Source organism: Spiroplasma sp. SV19 (assembly GCF_030060925.1).
In the GTDB taxonomy this organism is placed as follows: Bacteria; Bacillota_I; Bacilli_A; order Mycoplasmatales; family Mycoplasmataceae; genus Spiroplasma.
On sequence record NZ_CP045455.1, the window covers coordinates 1,210,373 to 1,226,626 of the forward strand.

13 protein-coding genes are annotated in these 16,254 nt (G+C 25.6%); 10 read left to right on the forward strand and 3 right to left on the reverse strand.

Annotated elements, in window-relative coordinates; translation table 4 throughout:
• Positions 1-45 precede the first annotated feature (45 nt).
• Positions 46-1,587: an SLC5/6 family protein gene (locus tag E7Y35_RS05860; RefSeq protein WP_283272055.1), complete on the forward strand. Its 1,542-nt coding sequence runs from the start codon at positions 46-48 to the stop codon at positions 1,585-1,587.
• Complete coding sequence (locus tag E7Y35_RS05865; protein WP_283272056.1) at positions 1,587-1,727, forward strand: hypothetical protein; 141 nt, start codon at positions 1,587-1,589, stop codon at positions 1,725-1,727. The genes E7Y35_RS05860 and E7Y35_RS05865 overlap by 1 nt, the downstream gene beginning before the upstream one ends.
• Before the next feature lie 486 nt (positions 1,728-2,213).
• On the opposite strand, the gene E7Y35_RS05870 is transcribed toward E7Y35_RS05865, so the two are convergent.
• Positions 2,214-2,660: a PTS sugar transporter subunit IIA gene (locus E7Y35_RS05870; protein WP_283272057.1), complete on the reverse strand. Its 447-nt coding sequence runs from the start codon at positions 2,658-2,660 to the stop codon at positions 2,214-2,216.
• A 547-nt stretch (positions 2,661-3,207) separates the two neighbouring features.
• Between E7Y35_RS05870 and E7Y35_RS05875 the strand changes: the two genes are divergently transcribed.
• A complete protein-coding gene (locus E7Y35_RS05875; RefSeq protein WP_283272058.1) occupies positions 3,208-3,396 on the forward strand; it encodes a phosphoheptose isomerase family protein in 189 nt (62 codons plus the stop codon).
• A gap of 735 nt (positions 3,397-4,131) precedes the next feature.
• On the opposite strand, the gene E7Y35_RS05880 is transcribed toward E7Y35_RS05875, so the two are convergent.
• On the reverse strand, positions 4,132-4,476 hold the full coding sequence (locus tag E7Y35_RS05880; RefSeq protein WP_283272059.1) for a MurR/RpiR family transcriptional regulator: 345 nt from the start codon (positions 4,474-4,476) through the stop codon (positions 4,132-4,134).
• 117 nt (positions 4,477-4,593) lie between these two features.
• On the opposite strand from E7Y35_RS05880, the gene E7Y35_RS05885 reads away from it, so the two are divergent.
• From E7Y35_RS05885 to E7Y35_RS05895, 3 genes are all read left to right on the forward strand, one after another.
• Positions 4,594-5,283, forward strand: a complete 690-nt coding sequence (locus E7Y35_RS05885; protein ID WP_349306613.1) for an N-acetylmannosamine-6-phosphate 2-epimerase — start codon at positions 4,594-4,596, stop codon at positions 5,281-5,283.
• Positions 5,284-5,316: 33 nt separating this feature from the next.
• Positions 5,317-7,056, forward strand: coding sequence for a PTS transporter subunit EIIC (locus E7Y35_RS05890; RefSeq protein ID WP_283272060.1), 1,740 nt, complete (start codon positions 5,317-5,319; stop codon positions 7,054-7,056).
• Positions 7,057-7,802: 746 nt separating this feature from the next.
• Positions 7,803-8,456 carry a GntR family transcriptional regulator gene (locus tag E7Y35_RS05895; RefSeq protein WP_502957524.1) on the forward strand — a complete coding sequence of 218 codons (654 nt, stop codon included), beginning with the start codon at positions 7,803-7,805 and terminating at the stop codon, positions 8,454-8,456.
• Here the strand turns inward: E7Y35_RS05895 and E7Y35_RS05900 are convergent.
• Positions 8,443-10,239, reverse strand: a complete 1,797-nt coding sequence (locus tag E7Y35_RS05900) for a glycoside hydrolase family 13 protein (protein ID WP_283272062.1) — start codon at positions 10,237-10,239, stop codon at positions 8,443-8,445. The two genes, E7Y35_RS05895 and E7Y35_RS05900, sit on opposite strands and share 14 nt — an antisense overlap.
• Before the next feature lie 152 nt (positions 10,240-10,391).
• On the opposite strand from E7Y35_RS05900, the gene E7Y35_RS05905 reads away from it, so the two are divergent.
• The 4 genes from E7Y35_RS05905 to E7Y35_RS05920 are packed head-to-tail and all read left to right on the forward strand — an operon-like array spanning position 10,392 to position 16,251.
• On the forward strand, positions 10,392-11,810 hold the full coding sequence (locus E7Y35_RS05905; protein ID WP_283272063.1) for a type 2 periplasmic-binding domain-containing protein: 1,419 nt from the start codon (positions 10,392-10,394) through the stop codon (positions 11,808-11,810).
• Positions 11,811-11,840: 30 nt separating this feature from the next.
• Positions 11,841-12,347: a hypothetical protein gene (locus E7Y35_RS05910; RefSeq protein WP_283272064.1), complete on the forward strand. Its 507-nt coding sequence runs from the start codon at positions 11,841-11,843 to the stop codon at positions 12,345-12,347.
• Between the two features lie 23 nt (positions 12,348-12,370).
• Positions 12,371-14,536: an ABC transporter permease subunit gene (locus tag E7Y35_RS05915; protein ID WP_283272065.1), complete on the forward strand. Its 2,166-nt coding sequence runs from the start codon at positions 12,371-12,373 to the stop codon at positions 14,534-14,536.
• Between the two features lie 11 nt (positions 14,537-14,547).
• Positions 14,548-16,251, forward strand: coding sequence for a sugar ABC transporter permease (locus E7Y35_RS05920; RefSeq protein ID WP_283272066.1), 1,704 nt, complete (start codon positions 14,548-14,550; stop codon positions 16,249-16,251).
• Positions 16,252-16,254 lie beyond the last annotated feature (3 nt).

Genomic DNA, 16,254 nt, shown 5'->3' on the forward strand with positions numbered 1-16,254 from the left:
AATGCAATTATTGCATTTTTTATTTAAATAAGAAAGGAGATTAAAATGAATAATAAGAAGCAAATGACAAAGTTTGGATTTATTGTTTCATCATTAGGTGCTGCAATTGGGTTAGGAGTAATTTGAGGATTACCTGGGTATATTAATAAAAACGGTGGATTTTATTTTTTCCTAATTTATATTGTTGCAATGCTAATTGTAGGAGTGCCATTATTAATTTTTGAATTTAACTTAGGGAATCTTCGACGTAAGAGTGTTATTAATATTTTTGATAAGGAAAATGTTTGTTTTAGTAAGTTTGTTGGTTGATTTCAGTCAACTTTAATGATTATTATTCCAATATATTATGCTGTTTTAGTTGGATATACGGTTATTTCAATTGGGATTGAATTTAGTCCTACTTTAATTAGTAATGTTAATGGTAATGTTTTTAACCGGCAAATTTTACAGCATGTTGGGTTTGGTGTCACTAATAATGGTGGCTTTCAATGAATTGTTTTTTTAGCGTTTCTTTTTGTTGTCTTATTAGTTGGTTTAGTGTTATTATTTGGGATTAAAGGAATTGAAAAACTTAATAAGGTTTTTATGCCGTTATTGTTTTTAATTATTTTAGTTTTAGCAATTTATATTTTAACAGTACCAGGCAGTAGTCAAGGTCTCGCAACATTGTTTTTAGTAGAAAATTTAGAGAAATTAAAACAAAGTCAAACTTGAAGTAGTGTTTTCTCTTTAGCGTTTTTTACAACATCATTAGGAATGGGAATGATGATGCGGTTTGCTGGGGTTGGACCGCACAACCAAGATAATGCTTCAAAAGCTTATTTATTAGTAATTGGAATTTTATTTTTATCAATTACTAATCTGATCTTTATTTTTGGTGCTTCTGGGGCAATTGTTAATAATTTAATTTCAGATAAAAATAATATTTCATTATTTCAAGAACAAATTACAAATAAATTTGGAAATGATTCAATGGTTTTTGTCTTTAATGTTTTACCAGAGACTTTTCATATTATTAATCAAAATACCGTCATTGGTTTTGGCAATTTTTTAGGTATTTTATTCTTTTTAGCATTATTTATTGCTGGATTAAGTACTACTGTCGGGAATGTTGAGGTTATTGTTGATGCAATTGAAACACAATATGATATTAGTAATCAAAAAGTAATTTGTGGAATTTGTGTAACAATTATTGTTGTTGGTTTATCATTAGTTTTTGAAAACACTTATCAGTTAATAAATTCATTTCAATTATTAGCAGCAGGGTTAGACTTAATTTTAGTATCGTTAAGTCAAATTATCTTTTTTGTCTGATATGCAAAAAAACTATCCATTATAATTAATTATAACAATCAAGTATCATGAATTAAGATTGGAAAACTATATCAATTTATGATGCGTTATTTAATTCCTTTAATTTTAGTAATTATTGTTGGATTTTCTGTGTATGATTTTATTATAAGCTGTACTGTTAATGCTTGATACATTTCTGTGTTAGCCTTTGTCTTAGGAATTTTAATACCAATTTTAGTAGCAGTATTTAATAGCTACTATGGTAAGAAAAAAATAAAGGAGGAAATTAAATAATGTTAGTTGTTGTGTCTGTTGTTGTTTTATTAGTATTAGCAGTTTTATTAGCCATTGCGTTTGGTTTTTTTATTTATAAGGATTGACAACGTAGTCAGCATGTATCAGATGCTGGTCAAAAATTAATAAATGAAGAGTAAATAGGAGAAGATTTGTAATATAGTTTAATTATAGAATCAATAAGAGTTAATTATTTAACATTATTTACATTACTTTGGCAATTTTTTTGTAAATTAATTTAATTCAACCAAATTTAAAGTATTCACAGAGATTAATAGTAAATATATTTATAAAAAGTAATTTGAACTAATAAGATATGTAATAACATCGGACAAATAATAATTAATAATTTAGTTAAGACAATTTTTGGTAATGCATTTAAAAAAATCACAGAACAAAATCATTACTAATTAACAATAATATTGTTAATTTCAAATAATAAATTAATTAATATTCCCACTTTTTCTTCAATTATTTAAATTACCATAGAATTTTTAATAATTGAACAAATAGTTTTTGTAAATTTTTACACTATAAAATGCAGTTAAAAAAATGTAAGAATTTCAACTAATATTGCAAGTGTATCAATAATTATGTTTTTATAAAAAGTTAAAAATTCTGTTTCTTTAATTATCATATTTTTTTACAATATTAATTAATTCAGTTGTTGAAGAACATTTTTTAATATCGGTTAAAAATTCTTTTTTTGCAAATAGTTTTGCGATTTGTTGTAGTAATTCAATATGTGAGAAATTATCTTCTGCAGAAAGAGCTAAGCAATATTTAATATGATATTTTTCCTCTTCTTGAAAAGCGACTGGAATTTTAAAATATGTAAAACTAATTCCAGTTCTTAAAATTGTTGAATCGGGCATAATGTGTAATAATGCTAATTTTGATGCTAAAATATAATATGGTCCTAAATCATTTGTGATTTCTATAATTTTATTTGGGAAATCATTTTGAACATAATCATTTTCAATTAGTAAATTAGATCCTATTTTAATTGCTTCCTCTCATTTTTTAATTGGTTTATCAATATATTGCAATAATTTTTCATCAAAGATTTTCATTTTTCTATGCCTTTCTATTTTTTATTTACATTTTAAAAATAATTTTATAAATTACAATAAAATTAGTATTTTTGCATTTTTTTATTAAAATGCAAATTTTTTGAAAATTTGGTACATTATAAATTTTAATAAAGGAGGAATTAAATGATTCCAATAATTATTGTGGATCTACACAATTTAACATCTTTAGAAAAAAATAGTAACTGAAATTAATAAACAACCAGAATTTTTTTGAGTAATTCTATAACAATAATTTGTAAAAACTTTGGAGTATCAACATCTATTATATCTAGGTTATCAAAAAATAGGATATAAAAATTTTAAAGAACTCAAAGTATTTATTTCTCAAAAAGTTAAGCAGATCAAAACTAGTTTTAATTTTAGATATAATGATAAACTACCTAATATAATTCAAAAAATTAAAAATGTTAGTTTATGTTCTATTTTTGAAACAATTAATAATTTAAATTTATTAGAAATAAGTAATATTATTAATTGTATTTTTATTTCTAAACGTATTTTTATTTTTGGAATGGAGTTATCTACCATGATTTGTTCTGAATTAAATAAGAGTTTAATTAAACTAGGATTTAATTCTTATATGTCACAAGATTTTTATGAGCAATTACTATTCTTAAATTCATTTAAGGAAAATGCCTTAATGATTTTATTTTCAAAGTCTTCATATACTCGTGAAGTTTGTGAATTACTTAAATTATCGAAAAGAATAGTGTAAAAACTATTTTAATTATGGATGAACATCAAAATAATGATTTCATTCAATCAGATTATAAAATAACATATTATAGTTGTTATAATGAATGAAATTATTTTCCAATTATTTCTAATAAAATATCTCAATTAATTATAGTTGATCTTTTAGTAGCAATGTTGGCAGAAAAAAACCAGAAAAATATCAAGAAATTTTAAAAGTAAAAACTTTACTTGATAAGTGAAATACAATAGGAACTGTTATGTAAATTTAAGAATTAATTTTGTTTCAATTTTTAATTATGTTATTACCTTTTAAAATTATTTCCTTAAATTTATTTTTTCTTTCCATAATTTGTTGAACACAATATCAACAAATAATAACTGTGTAATTTTGGATGATACAGCTGAGTATCTAAAAAGTTGCTCCAATGTTCGAAAAATAATTTTATTATATAAATATTTTTCATATCCACAATTTAAATTTGAAGTTATTAAAGTAATTGGAATTTTATACTTAATTCCATTTTTTAATATTTCAAGAACTTCACGGGTACGTCCAGATTTTGAAAAAAGTATGATATGGTCTTTTTCAGTTAAAGATGGAATTGTTAGCAATTGTGTATGAAAGTCTTTATTACACACTATATTAATTCCAATTTTTGTAAATTATTTGATAATTCTTCACAAGGAATTCATGATGAACCAACACCAAATAAAAATATTTTACTTGCTGTTATTATATTAGTAATCAATAATTCTAATTTAGTATGATCAATATTTTTATTGTTTCATTAATTGCATATATATTGTATGTAGAAATATTGTTAATAGTATCACTTAAATTTGTTCCATCTGATAAATTATAATGCTTTTTTTGATATTCATATTTTTCGTAAATATATTGTTGTAATTTTTTAAATGTTTTAAAATTATTTTTATTTGCAAAACGACTAATTGATGCAGTTGAAGTATGACATTTTTTTGCTATCTCTTTAATATTTTTATTAATAAAATATTCTGTTTCATTATTAACAAAATTAATAATATCTTCATCTGTTGCAGTTTTTTTCGAATTAGTTATTTCTAATATTTTCTGTTTCATTATTACTCACCTCATATCTAATTGTAATATTTTTTGTAAATAATTTACAAATTTTATTATTTTTATTGTAAAAAAGTTATTTTTTCATAAAATGAAGTAGAAAGGAGGGGAAAAATTATTAATTTTTTAGATAAAATAAGGAAAAAAATTATTGTTTCATGCCAAGCTGTTGATAATGAGATTTTAAATGATAGTTATATTATGCAAAAAATTGCTTTGGCTTGTGTAATGGGGGGTGCAGAAGTGCTACGTTTAAGTCAAAAAAATCACATTATGGCAGTTCAAAAAGTACTGAATGTACCTATTATTGGTTTAATTAAGCAACATTATAAAAATAGTGAGGTTTTTATTACACCAACAAGAGAAGAAATAGATGTTTTACTTAATTTAAATGTTGATGTAATTGCTTTAGATGCCACACTACGAATAAGACCATATGATAATTTAGAAACACTTGTTAGTTATATTAGAGAAAAGGCTCCAACAAAATTAATTTTAGCTGATTGTTCTAATATCGAAGATATAAAAAATGCTGACAGACTTGGATTTGATTTAGTTGCTACTACTTTACGTGGATATACTAATGAAACAACTAAATTATCTAATTTAGAAAATAATTATGAATTCATAAAATCTTTAGATGATGTTTTAGAAAAGGCAGTTTTAATTGTGGAAGGTGGAATTTGGACACCAGAAGAAGCTTATGACTTATTGCATTTTAACCATGTTCATGCCGTTGTTGTTGGAAGTGCTATTACACGGCCACAGTTAATAACAGAACGATTTATAAAAATAACAAAAGAATAATTATTTAAAAAAGAAAGGAAAATATATTTGTAAATGAATACAGAAGTACGGGGGGAAAAGTTTTTTACTTTTAAAAAATGATGAAAAAACAAAAAAAATAATTGGTCTTCAAATTTACAAAAATTTGCTCGTGGTTTAATGCTACCTATTTCAATTTTACCATTTGCCGGATTATTGCTTGGAATTGGTGGTGCAATAGGGGCAAATACAAATACAGATGCTGGTCTTTTAGCAGCTAATATTTTTAAGGGAATGAGTGAAATTATTTTTGCAAATTTTGCAATAATGTTTTGTATAGCAGTTACTAGTACTTTTACGAATGACTCTGGATCAGCTGCTTTTATTGCAATTATTTCTTATTTAGTATTTTCTTCATCTCAAATACCTTTTATACATTTTGAAGGAGAAAAATTTAAGGATATAATGTGATTTCATAGTGATGAAAATTTAAAAAGTTTAATTACTAAAAACTTGGGAGTTACATCATTACAAACATCAATTTTTGGAGGAATTATTATTGGGGGTATTACTGCATATTTTTATAATAAGTTTCATTTAATAAAATTACCTTCAGCAATCAGTTTTTTTAGTGGCGTTCGTTTTTTACCTTTTATTATTATTCCAATAAGTTTTTTATTAGCGATAGGATTTTTAATTTTTTGACCATGAATTGGCCAAGGGATTAATATAATTGGTGAAAACATTGCCAAAGCACCAGGCGGTGTTGATGGATTTCTTTATGGTGTTTTTACAAGAGCTTTAATGCCATTTGGTTTACACCAGATTGTAATTGCGGTAGCATTTACTACTCCATTTGGAGGAATTTTGGATACTAATATTTTTTTAAATGCAGTTAAAAATGCCCAGGTTAATACAAATACTGAACAAATTCAATATATTTTAAGTCTGTTGTCGAACAGAAGTATTGAAGGAGATCAATCAATTTGAAATTTTATTAATTCGCTGCCTTATAATTCATTGCCTATAAATAATGGTTTAGAAAACATTCCTATTTTCGAATGATTTGCCAAATATGCTAATATTTACGCAGGAAGATTTACTCAAGATTATCCAACTTATTTAGGAGTATGTATGGGGATTGGCGCTGCATTTATTTTAACAGCTAATAAATCAAATCGTAAAAATACTATTTCCGTTATTGGTTCAGCAATGTTAGTTGCTTTTCTAACTGGAATAACAGAACCGCTAGAATTTAGTTTTCTATTTATTGCTCCATATTTGTATTATTTGGTTTATGTACCATTTTCGGGATTGTCATATATGTTAATGCAATTGGTGGGTGCTCATATTGGTGTTGGTTTTGCTCGTGGTTTTATTGATTTAATAATTTACGGAGCACTACCGATTATGAAAGGAACTAAGTTTTATTATGCATTTATTTTTGCAATTTTAGAAGGTGCATTAGTTTTTGGAATATTTTATTTTAGTATTAAACATTGAAATTTATCTACCCCAGGACGTGATGGAAATGAAATTAAATTAATTAAAAAAGATGAATTTAAGTTGCAAAAATATGAAAATCAAAGAATCAATAATATTATTTTTGCTTTAGGGGGTAAAGAAAATATATTATCTATTACATCTTGTGCAACACGTTTACGTGTAACAGTTAAGGAACCAACGAAAATAAATGCTGAACTTTTTAAACAAGAAGGTGCTAGCGGAACAATCATTAAAGGAAACAATATTCAAATTATTTTTGGTGGAGAAGTTGTTGTTCTAAATGATATGATAAAAAAATTCTTGGAATAAAATGCTTTGTATTTAAAATTTCTGTTAGTATATCTTTAATAATAAATGAATTAACTAATCATATATATTTTAAAAAGCAAATATAGAAAATTATAGGATTCTTAATATTATAAAAATGTACATAGCAAAAAATTTTTGGAATGTAAACTATGGTGCTAAAATATGATTTAAAAAATATAGGAATATGATATAGATAATTAATTTTATAGTAACTTTAACTAAAAGGTCATTTAGTAGTGCAATTAGAAATTTTAAAAATAGATAAAGCATTTAATAAATTATAGAATCCTATTATTGAATTTTATATTAAATTTAAATAATTTTAATTATACGATTTAATAACTATAGAATAGTTAAGAATTATAATTAAAAAATAAGAATGGTAAAAGAGAATTTAATTTTTAAGAAAGGCAAATAAATTTGCTTTTTTTTTTTTTTTTTTTTTTATAATTAAATAGGAAAAAACATAGACTGTAGTATGAAAACAATATATTAGTTAATAAATTTTTAATTTTGTTTCCAATAAATAAAGTATGTTATTAATATATTTTAAAAAATTTTAATTATTAACTGTTTTTCAGAATAGTCTAAAATTTTTATCAAACTGGTATCTAAAATAATATGTAAATATAATATTTTTTAAAAAGTAGCATATGTTTAATATAAATAAAAAGGCACAAAAAGGATAGAATAAAATTTATGGATAATACAATAAAAAAATTATTACAAACTATATTTTAGAAAAAATCTATAGTAAAGAAAATTATACACAAGATCTTTTATTACCTAGTGAAAAGACTTTAATGACTAAGTTTAAAACAACACGAACAACAGTCCGCTTTTGTTTACAAAAATTGTTAAATCAAGGCATTATTTATGCAAAAAAAGGAAGTGGATACTATTTAAATTCTTTTTATTATTTCAATAAAATTGGTTTAAAAGATACTAATATTTTAGTGACATATTATAAAATTGTTGAAGTAAATATTGAAAAGGATATTTTGAATGATATTTTAAATACTTTAAATATTAATCCAGAAGAAATTAATTTTGATGATTATATTGGTTATGTTAAAATTTTGTTCAATAAGAGTAATAAAGCGATGGGATATTTCAAGTCTTTTTTATTAAAAACATGTTTTGATAAAATTGATTTTAAAGCAATTGAAATTAGTTTAATGAATTTTATTAGAAAAAACAACATTATGTTAAGTCACTCGCCAAATGTAATTACTATTGAAAATGCGGATAATAATGATCACAAGTATTTGAGTAAAAATATTGAGAAAGTTGTGGTCATTAATTCGGTAATTTTTGATAAAAATAATTTAATTATTGAAATTGTTGAAAAACATATTGATTGTGATTATTTTCAATCAAGTCATATTAAATTTTATTAAAATTATTTATTTTAAAGATAACAAAATCATATTTATTTAGGTGTAATTTTACGGGCTGTTGTTGGTTTGTTATTAAATTAACAAAGCCACTACCAAATGTAGTTAAATCAATTGTTTGCTTTCTTAATGTATTATTCATTATTATTAAATATTTTGTTAGTTTGTTTTCCTTTAAACAAATTAACAAATCTGAAGAATGATCAACAATTTTAAAGTTACCATAATTTCCTAAGATTGGATGCTGTTGACGAAGGTTAATCAGTTGTTTAAAGAAATTATAAATTTCAATATTCCATTCTTTTTTATTTCAGTTCATGCATTTACGACATAAGGGATCATTTTCCCCTGTTAACCCAATTTCATCACCATAATATATTGATGGTGTTCCAGGGCAAATGAATAAAAAGAGATAAGCTAATTTAAATAATTTTATTTTATTTTTAGCTAATGTTAATACTCGAGCAGTATCATGTGAATCTAAACAATTAAACATTATTTTAGTTACTTGTTCAGGATAAAGAAATAATGTTTCTTTAATTTTGTTACTAAAATCTTGTAATGATATTTTTTGAGTAATAAAATATTCTAAAATAATATCGGTAAAGTAATAATTCATCACAGCGTCAACTTGTTCACCATTTAATCAAGGCAATCCAATGTTTCAAGTTTCACCAAGAATATAGATAGCTTTTTGCTCATTGATAGCTGTTTTGAAGCATCGCAAAAACTCGTGGCTAAGTTCATTTGCAACATCTAATCGTCAAGCATCAATGTCATATTTTTCGACTCAATATTTTCCAACACTTATTAAATAATTTTGTACTTCTGGATTATTAGTATTTAATTTTGGCATTGCAAGTGAAAAAGCAAAACAATCATAATTTAATGGTTCTTTTTGTGTGGTAAAAGATGGTTCTTTTTTTACAGGTCATTGGTAAATATTAAATCAATCTTTATAAATTGACTTTTCTTGTTTATTTAAAACATCTTGTCAAGCAAAGTGATTTCAACCAACATGATTAAAAACACCATCCAACATTACTTTAATATTCCGTTGATGACAGGCAGTAACAAGCGTTTTGAATAAATCATTAGTGCCAAAATTAGGGTCAATTTGAAAATAATCGGTAGTATCATATTTATGATTTGATGGTGCTAAAAAAATGGGAGTTAAATATAAGCCGGTAATTCCTAAGTTTTGTAAATAATCTAATTTATCTAAAATTCCTTGTAAATCACCACCAAAAAAGTTATCGGGAGTGGGATTAGTTGAATTTCAAGGGGTAATGTTTAATGATTTATTTTTTAGAGTACCATTATTAAAACGTTCGGGGAAGATTTGATATCAAATTGTGTCGAGAACTCATTTCGGATAACGATGAAGATCACTTTTATTCATATAGGGAAAATTAAATGCTTTTTTCGTTGTTTTTAAAATTGCTGCCTTATCTTGTTCAAAATAGCAGCCTTGTTCAGTGTATAACAATTTTTCAGTATCACTAATTAACTCAAAGAAATAACAAAAGCGATGATTTGTTGGCTTTACTGCTAAAAACCAATAATCAAAAAGTGAACTTGATTGATATTTAGTCATTTGATATTTTTTACTAACTCATTGTGTTTCATTATTAATTTTTTGATAAGCAAAGGGGTCATTGCCATATACAAAAACCACTTTAACATCATTCCGTTTAGTTTTTAATTTCAGATGAATTGTGTTTTCATCATAACAGTAAGCAAAATTTGATTTTGCTTGATGATAAATTGCTGTTTTTTCAATCATTTCGTGCTTCCTCCTTATAAGATAAATAGTACCTAATATTTTATAATAATTTAAAGACTGATAAACAGAAGTTGTATACATAACTTTTGGATAGCGACGGTAGTTAAAACCGTTGTTTTTAAGTATAAATATATTTATAAGGAGGAATATATATGCGAAAATTAATGAAATTATTAAGTGCTGTCGTTGTTGTTGGATCGTCATCATTAACAGCAATAGCATGTAAAAGAACTACTGATAAAACATATACTATTCAAGTGCAAGCTGAAAAAGAATGAAGGCCATTTTATGAAAAAGCTGCTAAGGTAATAAACACTAAGTTAGCAGCGGACAAATCTAAATTTAAAATTGAAATTAAAGAAATTGGGACATTTGATGAATTAGGTTTGTTTGATAAACTACCATTTACCGATAGCAACCTAACAGATGTTTTTGCTTTACCGTTTGACCGTTTTACTAGTTATGTTAGTGAAAACAAATTAGCAGATATGTCAACTGTTAGCATTGGTGAATTTGACGAACGTCTGGGGGGCGATGTTGATAAAGATGTCGCAACTGCTAGTGATGGTAAAAAATATGGCGTTACATTAAATATTGAAAGTTTAATTACTGTTTATAATAAGACAAAACTTGGTCAAGATTTAGTTAAAAACTTAGAAGATATGACAGCTAAAAATGTCGCAGAAAAAAGACCAGTATATAATGCAACATTGGGTGACTTATGATATGGATCACTATTATATAACACATTAGCAACAAAAGGTTTAGTTAATGTCGTTGAAGAGAATAATCAAATTAAAAGTGTTGAAACTGTTTTTGATTATAACAATGATGATTTCAAAAAAGTTGCAACAAGTAGTTATGATTTTGCACAAACATTACCAGAAAGTATGTTTAATGTTGCCACACGTTGAGTTGGGGGAAAAGGATTATATGATGCTGTTTTAGATGGCAAAACTGACTGATTTATTGCCGGACCATGAGATTATTCAAAAAAAGATGCTTCTGGAAGAATTTTGAAAACTGCTGGATTTAGTGACGAAGATACTGTTTTTGGAATGAAACGAAAAGATATTGCTTTTGAATCAATTGATAACTATCGTGTTAATAATAAACAATGAAAACATTTTAAGGGTGGTTTTACTTTATCAATGAACAATCGGCTAGATCGTCAGCAAGCCAAAATTCAATCAGCTGGTAAAACTAAAAAAGAAGTAGCAACTTTATTTATTCAAGAAATATTAGGTGAAACTTATGCTTATGATTGGTATAAATATGCTGGAAAGATAACACCATATAAAAATGGATTAGCAGCATTACTTGCTGAAGCTAAAAAAGAAGATCAATTAATTGAATCTTTTGTGGAAAGTATTATTAATGGTTATGCAAATAGTACATCGCGACCAATCCATAGTATTTTTAATGGCTTCTGAGGGGTTTATGAAGATAACTACAATAGTCGTGCTTTTAGTGGGGCAGCTCCTAACAAAAGTAAAACTGGCGATGATTATGCTAGAACATTAAGTCATGATATTGCAAATTACATCCGTACTTTTACCTTTAAAAAGTAAATAATTAGGTTATAGTTGTAAAGACTTTTTATGCAAATCACAAAAAATAACTATCATCAAAATAAAAAAATAAATTTATCGAATACAACTTTTTATATTTTTTTAATTGGCGCGGCAATTTATATTTTATCAATTTCTATTGGTTTAATAATAAATTTTTCCGCTGAAAAATTAAGCGACAAGGCAAATACCATTTTATTATCAAATCAAACAATGAATATCCAAGATATTATTTTAGAATTAAAACGAAGATATCTGATTTCATATCTTGTTAGTGCACTATTAATTATTTCATTTATTGTTTATAGTGTTTTAGCAAAAAATCGCATTAGAATTGGTTATGGTTATTGTTTAATTTGGGCAATAGTTTGATTGGCAGTAATTGTCGCTCCAATTATTTTAACAAAAGTTTATGATGTATTTTATATTATAAATTGTATGGCAACAGCTAGTATTTTTATTGGCATGTTTTTGGTAGTTAAAGACTTATATTTACATCGAGAATTACTGCGGACAAAGATGGCCCGCTTAAAGTAATGCAAAGAAAAGGATAATAATAAATGAAAGATCTAGTAGTTTTAGAAAATAAAATTTCGCAACTAGAAATAGAGACAGTTATTTCATATGCTCAAATCAAAGCAAAACTCACTTTAGAAAAGTTATCTTTAAAATCAAAACTTCGTGAATTAAAAGGAACGGTAAAACCTTTTAATAAAACAGCTTATAAAACAGCAGTCCAAGAAGCATTAACAAGTCATCATCTTAATATTTTAGAAATAAAGTTAAATGGGAAAGTTGCAAATCGAATTTTAAAAAAACGGCATATCCTAATAACAAATGAAGGTAAATGATATGAAGCAAAAAAGCATAATTTATTAACATCTGATAAAATAACATTAAAACAAGATTTTAATGTTCAACAACAAAATCTGAAAAAAGAACTATATGCAAACCTTGCAAAAGTAAAATCAAGATCGGAAAGATGGTCTTTAAAATTACAATATCAAATGGATAAATATAATTTAACAAAAGAAACGTCGTATCAAGCAGAGTATTTGTATTATTTGTACCAATTTAAATTAAATTATTATAAAAACAAATACGATTTGAAAAAAGAATGAAAGGCAAAAATTTCAACTGCAAAACAAAACTTTTTAAAAATTAAGCCCGACAAGAAATTATATTTGCAAAAATATAAAAATGATAAAAATATTTGTCAAAACGAATTTAAGACAAAAATAAAAAATGAAAAATTAACACGACAAGAAATTAAATTTTTAAAACATCAATTAAGAATTCAAACAAAGGAAATCAAATATCAAAATAAATTTTATTTAATAAAAAATAATGTTATTTATGAAAAGCACCAATTTAAGAAAGCATTAAAAATTTTACTTAACACATATACCAGTGATATTAATAATTTAAAAAATAACATTCCATATGAATGTAATAAAATTCGAAAATGATGAGTAACAACATTAGGAATTATTCCTGGTGTTGGTCAAATCGTTAACAAGCAACTTTTTAAAGGATTATTAATTATGTTTACTGTTATTCCAATTATAAGTGTTTTTCTATTATATTCGTTTGGAATTGGTAATATTGGGGGTAATGGTTTATTTGGATTGCGTAGTTTTGGAACTGGCGAAGATAACTGGCCAGATTCTAATTATTATTTAATTGAGGGTGTGATTAGTTTAATATTGTTTACGTTAGTGTTAATTATGTTAATGTTAATTGTCCGTGATACTTACTATGGGGCAATTAAATTAGAAAAAGGGTCACGGTTACATAATTGAAGTGAAACAAGACGATATCTCCAAAATGAAGGGTTTCCTTATATGTTATCAATTCCGGCATTATTTTTAATTTTATTTATTGTTATTGTGCCGGTTTTATCAACAATTTTAATTTCATTTACAAACTATGGGGCTGGACATATGCCCCCTGGTAATACTTATGATTGAGTTGGTTTGGAAAACTATAGGGTTATTTTTTCTGGACCATGAGGTGAATCATTTCGTAATGTTCTCAGCTGAACTGTTCTTTGAACAATTTTTGCAACAATGGGAGGGTTAATTGCCGGAGCATGTGCTGCTTTTTTATTAGCAAATAAAAGAATTAAAGGGCAAATCTTTTTTAGAATCGTATTAATTTTGCCATGAGCAGTTCCTGCTTTTATTACAATTATGTTATTTTCCATTTTATTTGGTGATAATAATATAATTGATAGTATTACGAGAAATTTTGGTATTCAATATTGAAAGCGGAGTGAATTATTAACTAAAATTGCCTTAATCTTTGTTCAATCCTGATTAGGACAATCATACATTTTTTTATTAACAACTGGGGTGATGCAGGGTATCTCAAAGGATCTGTATGATGCTGCCAAAATTGATGGGGCAACAACATTTCGCCAAATCATTAAAATTACAATTCCAATTATTGTAATTCAAATTGCACCATTATTACTAGGTTCATTTACTTTTAATTTTAATAATTTTGCGATTATTTGATTATTTAATGGTGGTGGGCCAAGTCCAGTTGTATCAACAATTGGTTCACCGGGAACAACAGATATTTTATTATCCTTTATTTTTAAATTATCAACTGGTACCAATAATAATGCTTCAATGGGAGCGGCCTTTGCCTTATTAACATCAGTGTTTGTAATAGCAGTATCATCAATTAGTTTTCGAAATATGAAAGCATTTAAGAATTAGGAGGTATTATCATGCGGTTATGAATTAAAAAAGCAACTTTTAACCCAAAAACAATTAAAAGTTTCTTTAGTAATTGGAAAAAACGTTATAAATATCGGTTAGATATTTCTGAAGACTATTTGAATGGGATTAAACAAGATTTTAATGTGTTGCAAAAAAATGAGTCTAAAACATTAACAATAAAGCACGATCTCTATCATTATACCCGTCAAGAATTTCGCTCGGCAAAAGTAATTTATGCCAAATATGATCAAGATCATTTGTTAATGGCATTATTTGCTAACCTTAGTGAGGTTTTAAAAATTAAGCATCCGCAATTAGAAACTATGATAAAGTTAATCAAATATGCGACAGTAATGAATTTATATCCTTTAACAAAAAAAGATTCTAAAAGTGAAATTTCTAATGGGTATAATGTTTTTAAAATATTATTCTTAAAAAATGCCGCACTAATAAGTAATGAATTTTATTTACAAAGTAAAGAAATTTTATTTAACAATAAAAATATTAATCAGCCATTTGAATTTATTAATGACTTAAAATTAAATGATTTTTCTTATGTAAATAATTGACAGCGGTTATTAAGTTTAAGCACATTAGTTTTAAAAACGTTACAAATACCACAGGCAAGCGATATTGCATATTATACTATTGGTTATTATATTCTAAAACGTGAAATGGCAGTTGTTAATGAACGTAAGAATCATTCAGTTATTAGCACTCACAATATTGAGTACGCAACATTGTCTGATTATCAATTAATTTATTATGATCATTGTAAGAATATTTTAAAAACTCTTGATAATGAATTTCAAGTTAAGTATATGCGCTTTTTGAGTGAAACGGAAGGAAAAATTTATTTATCAGATGTTCCATCCTTAACTGTTAGTGGTTGAATTGGGTTAATTCTTAATTACATCATTTTAATTTGTTGAGCTGTCATTATTCTCTGACCAATTTATCATTTAATAAAAGCTTCTTTTAATACATTTTCGAAAGAAACAATTAACACTGATAACTTTGAGTTTTCATTTTCAAATTTTAAATATCTTTTTGCTGAAACATATTATGGGCAATGATTACAAAATTCAATTATTGTTGCTTCCTTGACAATGATATTTACTGTTATTGTTATTTCCTTAATTGGCTATGCCTTTTCTCGTTTTCGTTTTCGTGGGAAAAGATCAGGCTTAATGGCCATTATGCTTTTACAAATGATTCCAACCTTTACCGCTATTATTGCTTTTTATGTTATTTTCCAATTGTTAAAAGAAGGTGTTAATATGCCACCATTAGTTGTTATGACAATCATTTATACTGGGGGTGGAATTGCTGGTAATACTTTTGTCTTAAAAGGTTATTTAGATAATATTTCTAGTGAAATTGATGATGCCGCCAGAATTGATGGCTGTGGTAATTGAAAAATTTATTTGCAAATTATTATTCCATTAGCACGCCCAATGTTAGCCATCATTGCCTTATGAAGTTTTATTGGTCCCTTTGGTGATATTATTTTGCCACAATTATTATTACCATCAGTGGAAAATTATACTGTGGCATCGGGATTAAACACCTTAATTAGTAATCCCAATAATATGGCGCAAGGAGCGTATGCAGCAGGAGCCTTAATTATTGGATTACCAATTACAATTTTATTTATTGCATTGCAGAAGAATATTACTGGGGGATTATCCGCAGCTGGTGTGAAAGGATAATGA